The sequence below is a fragment of the Curtobacterium phoenicis genome (assembly GCF_047238015.1).
In the GTDB taxonomy this organism is placed as follows: Bacteria; Actinomycetota; Actinomycetes; order Actinomycetales; family Microbacteriaceae; genus Curtobacterium.
In genome coordinates, this window is record NZ_JBDFLZ010000002.1 from 754185 (window position 1) to 766404 (window position 12220).

Consider the following 12220-nt stretch of genomic DNA (forward strand, 5'->3'; position numbering starts at 1 on the left):
ATCATCACCACGCTGCAGTTCCCCGACGGCTTCCTCTGGGGCGCCGCCACCGCCGCCCACCAGATCGAGGGCAACAACGTCAACAGCAACTGGTGGGTGCACGAGCACGAGCCCGACACCACCATCGTCGAACCCTCTGGTGACGCCGCGGACAGTTACCACCGCTACCGCGAGGACATCCGCATCGCCGCCGACCTCGGCCTGAACTCCTACCGGTTCAGCATCGAGTGGGCGCGGATCGAGCCGGAGCGCGGCTTCGTCTCCCGCGCGGAGATCGACCACTACCGCCGCATGGTCGGCGCCTGTCACGAGGCCGGCATCGAGCCCATCGTCACGCTCATGCACTTCACCGTCCCGCGGTGGTTCGAGCGCGACGGCTTCTGGCGCGCACCGGACGCGGCGGACCTGTTCGCCCGGTACACCGAGGCCGCGCTGCCCGTCGTGCAGGACGGTGTCCGCTACGTGTGCACCATCAACGAGCCGAACATCGCCGCGATGCTCGCCGGGGGAGAGGACGCGTCGAACCTCGTCGCGTACGGCCTGCCGAACCCCGACCTCGGGGTCGCCGACGCCCTGCTCGCGTCGCACCGGCGCTCCCGCGAGGTCCTGTCGCAGGTGCCCGGGCTGCAGTCCGGCTGGACCATCGCGACCCAGGCGTTCCGCGCGGACGGCGAGCCCGGCTCCGAGGAGATGCTCCGTGAGTACGGCTACCCGCGCGACGACTGGTACCTCGAGCAGGCCGCCGGCGACGACTTCCTCGGCGTGCAGGCGTACACCCGCACGTTCATCGGCCCGTCGGGCCCGTTGCCCGTCGCGGACGACGTCGAGACGACCCTGACCGGCTGGGAGTTCTACCCCGAAGCCTCGGCCGACGGCCTCCGGTCGGCCTGGGAGCTCTCCGGCCACGTGCCGCTGATGATCACCGAGAACGGCATCGCCACCGCGGACGACACCCGCCGGGTCGCCTACACGCAGGGCGCCCTCGAGGGCATCCACCGCTGCATCGAGGACGGCATCGACGTCCTCGGGTACCAGCACTGGTCGCTCCTCGACAACTACGAGTGGGCGTCGGGCTTCCGCCCGACCTTCGGGCTCGTGGCGTGGGACCCGGAGACCTTCGAGCGGACCCCCAAGGACTCGGCGCGCTGGTACGGGCGCGTCGCGCAGGCGAACGCGCTCACGGTCTGAGACCCGACCGAACGACGGACGGGAGGCGCGGTGCCAGATGGCACCGCGCCTCCCGTCCGTCCCGTGTCGCGGTCCGTCCTGATCTCAGCCCGCCGATTCGTCGCTGGTGGGGTCCTCAGCCGCGACGTGGAGCCCTCCGGTCTGGTCGTCGAACCAGGCGAGCAGGACCTCCTCCGCCGTTCGCGCGCCGCGCTCGCGGGCGATCTCCAGCGCGCTGCGCCCCTCGGCGTCGAGCACGGTCGCGTCCGCCCCCCGTTCCAGCAGCGCCTCCGTGGTGCCGCGTCGGTCGAACCAGGCGGCCGCGTGCAGCGGGGCGAAGCCCCAGCGCGGGTCGACCTCGTCGATCCCCACCGGATCGCTGCCGATGCCGTCGAGCGCGAGCGAGAGCCCGCCGACGTCACCGTGCGCGGCAGCCCGGACCGCCGGTGTCGCCCACTCGACCCAACCGTCCGGCACCGGGCCGTGCCAGCCGTGTCGTCGGCGCTGCTCCAGGTCCGCCCAGTCGTCCTCGTGGACCGACCGGACCTCGATCGCGACGTCCCGGAAGTGCACCGCGAGCTCACCGGTGGGGGAGAGCAGCAGCCGCAGCTCCCACACGTCGGAGTCGACGTGCGCGAGCTCGCCGCGGGTGACGTGGACGTCCCCGGCCAGGAGGTCCAGCGCCGCCGTGTCGAGCGGCTCGAGCACGGCGCGGTCGAACCGCAGCGTGACGCGGGCGTGGTTCCACCGCTTCCAGAGCCCGTCGGGGGTGTCGAGCACCTCGTCGTTCCGGACGATCACCGCTGCGCTGACCACCGCGCTGCCGTCGTCCGCGGGCGTCTCGGTGTCCCACCGTTCGACGCGCGCTTCGTTCCAGGTGACCGAGGCGAGGGCCGCCACGGTAGGCGGGGCGTCGGTCAGCAGTCGTGCGAGGTGCTCGGCGTAGCCCTCGACGTCCTCGAGGGAGACGTACCCGACCGCCGGCCAACCCACTCGACTCCATCGCACGGTCCGAGCCTAGTGGTCGGTGATCCGTGTTCGTGCATATGACATGTTCACTGCTGGAGTGTGGCGCACTCCCTCCCTACGCTCCTGGGCATGCGCCCCCTTCCTCGCGACCCGCTCCGGCTCCTCGCGTCGTACCTGCACATGACGACGGCAGGCGCCCGCGCCCGGTTCGGGCGCCACCGCCTGACGTCGCCCGGCGGCCCCGTCGTGTCGTTGACCACGTTCGGAGCACGTGCCCGCGCGGTCCACCTGACGCTGGCGTCCATCGGAGCCGGCACCGTGCGGCCGTCGCGGCTGATCGTGTGGATCGATGACGACGACCTGCTCGCCGAGCCCCCACGGGCCCTACGTCGCCTCGTGGCACGGGGGGTCGAGCTCCGGCCGTGCGAGGACCTCGGACCGCACAAGAAGTACTTCCCCTACGTCCGCTCGGTCGCGCAACACCGCGTCCCGATGGTGACCGCGGACGACGACGTGCTCTACCCACGGAGGTGGCTCGAGACCCTCGCCGTGGAGCACGCCCGTCGGCCTGACGCCGTGTTCGCGCACCGGGTCAACCGCATCACCGTCGAGGGCGGCCGCGTTCTGCCGTACGAACGCTGGGGAAGGGCCACGTCGCCCGAGGTGACGCCGCGCAACTACGCGGTCGGCGTGAAGGGGGTGTTGTACCCGCCGGCGTTCCTGGACGCACTGCGCGACGCCGGTGACGGGTTCAGGTCGGTCGCTCCGGGGTCGTCGGACACCTGGTTGCACCATCGGTCACTGCGGGCGGCGGTTCCCGTGCTGCCGGTGACCGCCCTCGACGGGGTCGTGTTCTGGCCGGTCCGGGGGCTGCGGCGCTCGCCTGCCCTCCTCGACCAGAACGTCCGGGCCGGCCGGAACGACCGTGTCCGCGCGTCACTGTGGTCATCGACGGACGTCCACGTCATCGTCCAAGACACGTGGTCCCCTTGTTGAAATTACACATGTCATGTTCTAATGGGGGGACCCGTCCAGGAGGCTCCTCGTGCTGTTCCTCGTCCAGATCGTCCTGTCGCTCGCCACCGCTCTCACGACCGTCCGTCGGCCTCTGTGGGGCATCGCGGCCGTGGTCCTCTCCGCCGCACTGCTGCCGTTCGAGGTCGCGCGGAGCCTCCTCGGGACGAGCTGGCACCCGGCCACCACCGTGAGCATCGCGCTGCTCGTCGTGACCCTCGTCCGTGACCCGCGCCGGTTCGGTCGCACCGTCAGCCGTCACGTGGTCGTGACCGCCGTCCTGCTCGTGTTCTTCGCCATCGCGATCACGACCTCGTGGTTCAGCGGCCGCGCCGGCGACCTCGGCACGATCCTGCTGCAGCTCATCGCCCCGTCGATGGTGTTCCTGGTCGTGCGTGCACGGTCGAGTGATCAGCCCGGACTCCCGAGCGCCCTCGCCCGGACGCTCGTCCTCGTCGCCGTCGGCGAAGCGCTCCTGATCCTCGGCGTCTGGTCGGCCCTCGTGCCGCAGCCGTGGTTGAGCACGCTGGAGGGGTCCCGGTGGTGGGCCACGGACAACGAGCGGATGCTCGGCACCTTCGACCACCCGCTCGTCGCTGCGCTGTGGCTGTCAGCCGCTGTCCCGCTGACAGCCGTGCTCCGCAGCGGCTGGACCCGGACCGCGGCACCTGTCCTGCTCGTCGTGGGTGTGGCGCTGACCGGGTCACGCGTCGCGCTCTTCGCGGCGGTGCTCGCGGTGGCGGTGCTCATCGTCCGGTCTCACCTCGCCGCGGTCGTCAAGGTCGTCGCGATCGGTGCGGCGGCGGTCGGTCTGGCGGTCTTCCTGGGGAGCGCCGCGGGAACGATCGTCAGTGACCGCCTCGAGGACGACGGTGGCTCGTCGTCGGCCCGGTTCAAGACGATCGGGCTCGCCGTCGAGCAGTGGCGGGAGACGCTCGTCATCGGCCGCGGGTTCGGCGCGAGCGAGCAGGTCACCCGCAATGCCCTGATCGGGAACACGTTCGAGAACCCGTTCCTGATGTTCTCGGTCGACTTCGGACTGGTGGCGGCCGTGCTGTTCTTCGCGGCGATCGTCGGACTCGTCCTCGCCCGGCGAGCCGGAGCGGTGGGCGTGCCGGGAACGCGCCTCTCGGCGGCGCTCACGTTGCTGACGCTGCTGGGCTTCAACTCGCTCAGCACCAACACCCCGATCGGGCTGCTCCTCTTCCTGCTGTTGGCGATCATCCCGGGGGGCAGGGCCGGAGACACGGCCGGAGGTCGCGACGACTGTCCGACTGCGGACCTGCCGGACCAGACCGACTCGCGCTCCGTTGCCGGGGTCGAGCTGTGATCGCCGGGCACCAGAACCGGGTGGGGAACATCCTCGCGGCCCTCCTCGGGAATGCGTTCCCTCCGCTCGCGTCGATCGCGACGGCACCGATCCTCGCGCTCGCGCTCGGCGTGGACGGGCGGGGAGCGGTCGCGTCGGCCACGGCTCCGCTCTTCCTCGCTGTGGCCCTCGCGACCTTCGGAGTCCCGGCCAGCGTCACCCGCACGATCGCGAGGCAGCCGTGGCTCACCGGATCGTTCGTGTGGCGGGCAGCGGGGGTACTCGTCGCCGCCGGGGCCGCCGTCACCGCGGCGCTGCTGCTCACGTCGCCGTTCTTCGGCGGTGGCGATGACACCCTCACGCCGCTGGTCGGCATCGCCGCGCTCGCACTCGTCCCGACGCTCCTGACCACGCTGCTCCAATCCGTGGCGAGTGGACGTCACCGCTGGCGGCTGGTCACCGTCGAACGAGCGGTCACTGCTGGTGTCCGACTGGCCGCGCTCGCCGCGCTGGCGATGACCGACACGCTCGACGTGATGAGCGCAGTGGTCGTCCTCGCGCTCGCGCCCGTGGCCGGCGCAGTCGCGTACCTCGGGCTGCTCCGCACGGATCGGGTCACGCGTCCTGCTGGTTCTGCGGACGCTCGCTCCCGCGACGTGCTGTCCTTCGGGGTCCGGGTGTGGTTCGGGTCGGTGGCTGGCGTGCTCCTCACGCGGCTCGACCAGACGCTCATCACACCGCTCTCCGGGCCGGCCGAGCTCGGGCTCTACGTGGTCGCGGTCAACGTCGCGGACCTGCCGCTCGTCATCAGCAATGCCGTCCGGGACGTCTCGTTCGCTGCGGATGCAGCGGAGGCTGATGACCGACGCATGCTCTCTGCGTCGCGCATCTCGTCCGCGCTGTCCGTCGTCGCGAGCGCCGCGCTCGCCATGACTGCCTGGTGGTGGTTACCCGTCGTGTTCGGGCCCGAGTTCACGGCCGCGCTGCCCGCGTGTCTCGTCCTCCTGCTGGCCACGGCGGTCGGCGGCCAAGGCGCCCTCGCCGGTGTCACGCTCAGTGCCCGGGGGGCACCCGGACGGCGGAGCTGGTCGCTCGTCGTCGCCGCGGCGGTCAACACGACGCTCGTCGTGCTGCTCGTCCCCGGACTCGGTGCCGTCGGGGCGGCGATCGGCACCTTGGTCGGCTCGTTCGTCTCGAGCTCCCTCAACGTCCTGCAGGTCTGGCGACGACACGGCATACCTCCGCGCTCGTTCTACGGGCTGCGCGCGAGCGACCTGCGCGCCTGTGGACGGATCGTGCGGCGCGCTCGGAACCGCACGGCCACGTGACATACGGAATCCTCGCTCCTCCTCGGCCGCGCCCGTAGCGTCCTTGCGACGCCGCGGAGTGCGGCGCGGAGAGGAACGACATGGACGACCACCACGAACAGCCCCCGGCCGCACGGCTGAGTCGACGGGCAGTGCTGTCCGGAGGCGCGGCGGGGTTGGCTGCGGCAGCACTGACCGTGTGGACGAATCCGGCGCACGCGGCCACCGCGGAGTACTTCGTCGACTCCGCCGCGGGTGACGACTCCGCCGATGGCAGCCGGACGCGCCCCTGGGCGACGACCGCGAGGGTGAACCAGGCGATCGCGTCCGGAGCCGTCGCGGCCGGGAGCACCGTGCGCTTCCGTCGCGGCAGACGCTTCCACGGCATCATCCGGCCCGGGTCGACGCGCGGCCTGCGGTTCGAGTCCTGGGGCGACGAACCCGAGGCCCCGATGATCACGACCTACAAGTACGTCCAGGGAGAGGCGTGCTGGCGGAAGGTCGGCGACGGGCTCTGGCAGGTGGACCTCAGTCCTGGGAACGTCGGACGGACGCACCATGGCCACGTGAGCACCTGGACGACGGAGATCGGGTTCCTCAAGGTCGGCGGCACGCTGCACGGTGACCGGAAGGCTTCGATCAGTGCGCTCATCGAGGACTGGCAGTTCACGTCGATCGGGTCCGTCGTCACGGTACGGTGCGCGGAGAACCCGAGCGCCGGTGGCCGACGGGTGTGGCTGGCCGTGGCCGAACCGATCCTCGAGGGGCGCTCCGGAACCACCGTCCGCGACCTCGCCCTCCTCGGCACGGGGCGCAATGCGGTACAGACGGCGAACTCGGCCGTGCGGACGCAGGGTTTCACGCTCGCGGGGTGCATCGTCGGCGAAGCCGGAGGAGGCTTCGCCTCCGATGGCGTCTCGAGGATGGGCAACGGCGTACAGGTGTGGAGCGGTGCCGCGGACGTGCTGATCAGCGCCAACACGATCGTCGACTGCTGGGACACCGCGATGACGATCCAGGGGCCTGCGACAGCATCGGGGCCGTCGTGGTCGAACGTCGAGTTCAACGGCAACGTGACGGACCGGAACATGCAGACCTTCGAGTACTGGTCGTCCGGCGTCCCCGACAAGGACACGATGTCGACGTGCAGTGTCCGAGGAACCCGCGCATCGCGGGCTGGCTCCAGCTGGAGTGCGGGTGTCCGCCTCGACAGGGCGGGGAAGGGCGCGCACCTGCTCTTCTACTCGGACGCCGTCGAGCCGCAGATCACTGTGCGGGGCAACGAGTTCACCGGCGCATCGGACGCCTACCTCTACGCGAACGTCCGTGTCCCTGTCGGATTGACGAGCGACACGAACACGATCCGGCTCGCCCAGACCACACGTCTGCACTGGCAGCGGTCCGAGCGCATCGATCGGCATGCGGCGTGGTCGGCCGCGACAGGGCTGGAGCGGAACTCGACCTTCACCGCTCTGACCTGAGCGGCGCTGACCTGACGGGAGCGAGGAACCGGCCCGACCGGACGTGACTGGTCGATCGAACCGACCGGGTTGCCAGATCGACGGAGCGGACCGGACGGGCTCGACCTACCGATGGACCGGTGCGGCCGGATGGATCCGCCTGACCGACCGAACGCGTCTGCCCTGCCGAGCGCGTCCGCTGGGCAGGGCAGACCGGTCCTCAGTTCGCGGAACCGTCCGTGTGCGACCGGGTCGGTACCGCCGGGGCGACCGGGAACCCTCCCGTCTCAGTGTCGCGCAGTCGACGTCCACGCTTCGGTGTGGCAGCTGCGAGGTTGATCGTCGCGGCTCCACCGTAGTAGGCCCCGTACGCCGATCCGTACGCGTCGCCGTAACCCCTGCGTCCGCGGAAGGCCACCATGCTGACGACGACGCCGAGGACGGACGCCCCCACGCGGTCGAGGCGGTCGAGCGCGGCACGGAGCTGCGGGGTCCGGCTGCTGCGGGCGGAGGTGACCACGACGGCGCCGGAGGTCATCGTCGCGAGCACCGCGGCATCGGTCACCGGGAGGAGCGGCGGTGCGTCGAGGAGCACGTGGTCGTACTGCTCCGTCAGGAGCCCCAGCAACGCCTGCATCGCGGCCGACCCCAGGAGCTCGCTCGGGTTCGGCGGGACCAGTCCGGCTGGGAGCACGTCGAGCTTGGTGCGCCCCCAGGGCTGGACGACGTCGTGCACCTCGGCCCGCCCGATGAGGAGGTCGGTGAGACCGGCGGCGTTCTCGATCCCCATGACGTCGGCGATGCGCGGCCGGCGCAGGTCGGCGTCGATGAGCACGATGCGCGCACCGGTCTCGGCGAGCGCGATGGCGAGGTTCGCGGTCGACGTCGTCTTCCCTTCGCTGGGCATGGCGGAGGTCACGACGAAGCTGCCGTTGCCCGGCCCGAGGTCGACGAACTGGAGGTTGGTCCGGAGTGCGCGGTACGCCTCCGCGAGCGGATTGCGCGGGTCCGCGGAGACGATCAGGGGACGGCGCTTCGCTTCGTGGTCGAATCCGAGGGTGGCGAGGAGCGGCGAGTCGGTGACGGCGGCAACGTCATGGGGCCCGTGCACCCGGGTGTCGACGACGCTCCGGAGCAGCGCTGCGCCGAATCCGAGCAGGGCGCCGAGCGCGAGTCCGACGGCGACGTGCAACGGCTTGTTCGGCGAGGACGGCGCCCCCGGCACGACGGCGCTCTGGATGGTCGAGGCCCGAACGAGGCTCGTCGCGTCAGCGCTCGGCTTCTCCAGTCCCTCGATGACGCGGATGAAGCTCGTGCCGATGGCCTCCGCGATACGCGCGGACCGTCGGGCGGACTCGTCGGTGACGGCGATCGTCATCACGACGGTGTTCGTGTTGATCGTCGGCTGCACCCGTCGTGCGAGTGCCGTCGGGGTCGTGTCGAGCCCGAGTTCGTCGATCACCGGCTGCAGGATGCTCTCGGTCAGGATCACGTCCGCGTAGGAGCGGACCTTCTGCTGTGCCGCCGCGTTGCCCTGCGACACGTCGGTGGCGGACGCTGCATCCGGAGTGCGCACCGCGACGAAGAGTTTGACCGCTGCCGTGTACTCGGGCGTCGCGACCTCGGCGGCAGCGAGCCCGGCGCCTCCGCCGAGCGAGATGCCGATCGTGATGAGGAGCCATCCCTTGCGGAACACCTTCACGAGGTTCGCCGTGTCCATGTCGCATTCCTGTCTCGAGTGAGCGGGTTGTCGTAGTAAATATATCACATGATAATATTTGCATGACGGCCCCGGACGGAGACGAGATGACCAGCACTTCCCCTGCTTTCCGACTCGATGTGCATGGCCTGCGCGGCATCGCGGTCGTGCTCGTCCTCGCCGAGCATGCGCGGCTCGCGTTCGGCGGTGGGTTCGTGGGGGTCGACGTCTTCTTCGTGATCTCCGGCTTCCTCATCACCGGCCACCTCGTGCGCGAGCTCGAGCAGCGGGGCCGCATCGACCTCCGTGCGTTCTGGGCTCGACGTGTCCGGCGCATCCTGCCGTCGGCCGTCGTCGTCGCTCTCGTGACGGCGGTGGCCGGACTCGTGCTCGTCCCGCCCCTGGCGCACGGCGAACTGGTCGAGGCTGCGGTGGCGTCGCTCCTGTCGGTCCCGAACCTGTACTTCGCATCAGAAGGCACCGACTACCTCGCCGGGACGGCCCCGTCGCCGTTCCAGCACTACTGGTCCCTCGGGGTCGAGGAGCAGTTCTACTTGCTCTGGCCACTGCTGCTCCTGCTCGTCTGGCGACTCGGTGACCGTTCGTCGGACCGTCGGCGGACCGCTCTGCTCATCGGCACGGTCGTGGTGCTCGTCGGGCTCTCCCTGACCCTTGCGGTACTCCTGACCGACCGCTCGCAGCCGTGGGCCTTCTTCTCCTTGCCGTCCCGTACCTGGGAACTCGCTCTCGGTGGAGTCGCGGCGGTCGCGGTGCACCGGGGCGCGGTCATCAAGGGCCACGCTGCCGCGGTCATCGGTTGGGCGGGTCTCGCAGGAATCCTCCTCGCGGCGACCACGTTCGGCGAGACCACCGCGTACCCGGGGACGGCCGTCCTCCTGCCGGTCATCGGTGCTGTGGCAGTCGTGTGGAGCGGAGCTGCCGGCCACGCGTCCGGGCCCGTCGCCCTGCTCGGGATCCGTCCGTTCCAGTACTTCGGCGGCATCTCCTACGCGCTCTACCTCTGGCACTGGCCGCTGCTCGTCCTGCCCCAGTCGGCGATCGGACTCGCGACGCCCCTCCCGCTCTGGGCGCGTTCCGCGGCACTGGCCGCCGCCGTCGTCCTCGCGCACCTGACGACGCGGTACGTCGAGCGGCCGTTCCGGAGCGTCCGTGGATCGGACGTCCGGACCGTCCTGCTCGGGGTCGCGGCGAGCGCTGTCGCCATCGCTGTCGTCCTCGGCACGGGGATGGCCACCGCCCCACGCATGTTGACGTCGGACCGCACCGCCGCAGCCGTGACGCCCGAGGCGCCGCCGACCTTCACACCCTTCGTTCCCGTCGGGCTCGACCCGCAGCTGGATCGGGCGACCGAGACGACGTCGGCGTACCGACGCGCAGGCTGTCACGTGGAGTCGTCCTCGGACACGAGGGTCAACTCCTGCGTGCTCGGAGACCGCGGCGGTGCCCTGACGGTTGCGCTCGTGGGGGACTCGCACGCCGCGCACTGGATGCCGGCTCTCGAAGCGTGGGCCGAACGACGGGGCGGCGTCCGGGTCCTCGGCTACACGAAGAACGCGTGCACGATGGTCGACGTCAAGGTCCTCACATCGGGCCGCCCCTACCGGGAATGTGACGTGTGGCGAGCCGCTGTGCTGGAGCGACTCGAGGCCGAGGCGCCGGACGTCGTGCTCGTCGCCGGTTCCGCGCACCTGCCGCTCGTGGACGCGCCCGACGAGGCGGATCGAGGGGTCCGGACCGGCCTGTGGCGGGAGGGGCTGCGGCGGACCCTGGCCGCGCTGCCGGAGCGGTCGCGCGTGAGTGTGCTCGCCGACACACCGGAGTTCGCGGAGTCGGTCCCACGGTGCCTCTCCGCGAACCTCGACGACACCGACGCCTGTGCCGTCGGTCGGCGCGTCGGCGTGGACTCCGGTTGGGTCGCTTCGGAGCGACGCACCACCGAGGACGCCGGTCACCGCTACGTCGAGCTCACGGCTTGGTTCTGCTCGGCGACCCGGTGCGGCGTCGTGTCAGGCAACACCCTCCTGTACCGCGACCACGGACACCTCACCGAGGCGTGGGCGCGCTCGCTGTGGCGGCAGATCGGCGACGCCGTCGCGGAGGCCCGCTGAGTCGCGTCAGGAGACGCGCGACGCCGTCACCGTGAACTTGTCGGTCCGCGTCACCTGACGGGTCGGTCCCACGACCCGCTCCAGCACCGGCCGGTACCGCAGGTGCGAGTTCCACACGCACCACAGTTCTCCGCCGGACTGGAGGATCGTGGCCGCGTTCCGGAACATCGCCTCGGCGGCGTCGGTGGTCACCGTGGTGTCCGCGTGGAACGGCGGATTGCAGAGGACCAGCTGCGCGCAGCCGCCCTGCAGTTCGTCACCGGCGTCCGTCCGGACGACCTGCACGCGGTCCGCGACGCCGTTCGCCGCCGCGGTGGCCGCGGTCGATGCGACCGCGATCTGCGAGACGTCGGTCGCGATGACCTTGACCGCCGGCCTGCGGCGGGCGAGGGTCACCGCGATGACGCCGTTGCCGCACCCGAGGTCGACGGCCGTCCTCGCCGTCGGCACAGCGTCGTCCATGACGTCGAGGAGCACGCGCGTGCCCTGGTCCAGCGACGTCCCGGCGAAGACGCCTCCGTGCGCAACCACGGTCAGCCCGAGTTCGTCGTTGTGCACGGACCGCGGCCACGGGTTCGACGTGTCCGCGCGGACAGCCGAGGCGCGGAGCGGGTCCTGCGCGACGAGCAGGCGAGACTTCCCGCGACCTCGCGAGGCAGTGACCTCGCCGAAGTACCGGCGGAGGACGTCGTTCTGCCCGAGGTTCATGTGCTTCGACACCCCACCGCACAGCAGCACGACGTCGGGCGCGGCCCAGCGAGCGACCGCCCGAGCGATCTCGTCGAGCCGGTCGTTCGACTTCGACAGCCGGAGCAGGACGAGCCGCGCGTCGGTGAACGCTCCCTCGAGCGAGTCCGGGTGGTGGAAGCCCCGGCGCCCGAACACGCCAGCGTTCGCCTCGAGTGCACGCACTCCGACCAGGGAGTCCTGGACGACGCGGACGTCGGATGCGCCGTGCAGTGTGATCACCCCGAGCGTGAGGACGCCGTTGCGGTCGTCGACGACGGCGACCTCACCCGGCTGCCGGAGCGCGTCGCCGTGGACGTGCGGTGCTTCGTCGAGGATGAAGCGGTCGGTGCCGTCGATCGTGATCAGGTCCGGCACGTCGTCATCGCGACGGCGGAAGAGGTCGGCAAGGTCCGGTGGCACGGCGCAACCCTACCCAG

Annotated in this window: 9 protein-coding genes; 6 read left to right on the forward strand and 3 right to left on the reverse strand. The window is 71.0% G+C overall.

Going from position 1 to position 12220, the window contains the following annotated elements; all coding sequences use genetic code 11:
• Window positions 1–1188 (forward strand): glycoside hydrolase family 1 protein, encoded by a 1188-nt coding sequence (locus tag ABC270_RS03870; RefSeq protein ID WP_412882030.1) that lies wholly within the window; start codon window positions 1–3, stop codon window positions 1186–1188.
• Between the two features lie 84 nt (window positions 1189–1272).
• Here ABC270_RS03870 and ABC270_RS03875 read toward each other — a convergent pair whose 3' ends face one another.
• Window positions 1273–2175, reverse strand: a complete 903-nt coding sequence (locus tag ABC270_RS03875) for an ankyrin repeat domain-containing protein (protein ID WP_412879591.1) — start codon at window positions 2173–2175, stop codon at window positions 1273–1275.
• Window positions 2176–2265: 90 nt separating this feature from the next.
• On the opposite strand from ABC270_RS03875, the gene ABC270_RS03880 reads away from it, so the two are divergent.
• The 4 genes from ABC270_RS03880 (at window position 2266) to ABC270_RS03895 (ending at window position 7247) form a co-directional block, all read left to right on the forward strand.
• Window positions 2266–3132, forward strand: coding sequence for a hypothetical protein (locus ABC270_RS03880; RefSeq protein ID WP_412879592.1), 867 nt, complete (start codon window positions 2266–2268; stop codon window positions 3130–3132).
• Between the two features lie 49 nt (window positions 3133–3181).
• Window positions 3182–4480 (forward strand): O-antigen ligase family protein, encoded by a 1299-nt coding sequence (locus ABC270_RS03885; protein WP_412879593.1) that lies wholly within the window; start codon window positions 3182–3184, stop codon window positions 4478–4480.
• Between the two features lie 20 nt (window positions 4481–4500).
• Window positions 4501–5787, forward strand: coding sequence for an oligosaccharide flippase family protein (locus tag ABC270_RS03890; protein WP_412879594.1), 1287 nt, complete (start codon window positions 4501–4503; stop codon window positions 5785–5787).
• A gap of 80 nt (window positions 5788–5867) precedes the next feature.
• Window positions 5868–7247 (forward strand): hypothetical protein, encoded by a 1380-nt coding sequence (locus ABC270_RS03895; RefSeq protein ID WP_412879595.1) that lies wholly within the window; start codon window positions 5868–5870, stop codon window positions 7245–7247.
• Window positions 7248–7446: 199 nt separating this feature from the next.
• Here the strand turns inward: ABC270_RS03895 and ABC270_RS03900 are convergent, their stop codons facing one another.
• On the reverse strand, window positions 7447–8946 hold the full coding sequence (locus tag ABC270_RS03900; protein ID WP_412879596.1) for a tyrosine-protein kinase domain-containing protein: 1500 nt from the start codon (window positions 8944–8946) through the stop codon (window positions 7447–7449).
• 62 nt (window positions 8947–9008) lie between these two features.
• Between ABC270_RS03900 and ABC270_RS03905 the strand changes: the two genes are divergently transcribed.
• Window positions 9009–11054 carry an acyltransferase family protein gene (locus ABC270_RS03905; protein WP_412879597.1) on the forward strand — a complete coding sequence of 682 codons (2046 nt, stop codon included), beginning with the start codon at window positions 9009–9011 and terminating at the stop codon, window positions 11052–11054.
• 6 nt (window positions 11055–11060) lie between these two features.
• Here the strand turns inward: ABC270_RS03905 and ABC270_RS03910 are convergent, their stop codons facing one another.
• Complete coding sequence (locus ABC270_RS03910; RefSeq protein ID WP_412879598.1) at window positions 11061–12203, reverse strand: class I SAM-dependent methyltransferase; 1143 nt, start codon at window positions 12201–12203, stop codon at window positions 11061–11063.
• Window positions 12204–12220 lie beyond the last annotated feature (17 nt).

What these genes read in the sequence shown, in the direction of transcription:
- ABC270_RS03880 (WP_412879592.1), top strand. Translation starts at nt 2,266, where the DNA reads ATGCGCCCCCTTCCTCGCGACCCGCTCCGGCTCCTCGCGTCGTACCTG.
- ABC270_RS03895 (WP_412879595.1), top strand. Translation starts at nt 5,868, where the DNA reads ATGGACGACCACCACGAACAGCCCCCGGCCGCACGGCTGAGTCGACGG.
- ABC270_RS03905 (WP_412879597.1), top strand. Translation starts at nt 9,009, where the DNA reads ATGACGGCCCCGGACGGAGACGAGATGACCAGCACTTCCCCTGCTTTC.
- ABC270_RS03900 (WP_412879596.1), bottom strand. Translation starts at nt 8,946, where the DNA reads ATGGACACGGCGAACCTCGTGAAGGTGTTCCGCAAGGGATGGCTCCTC.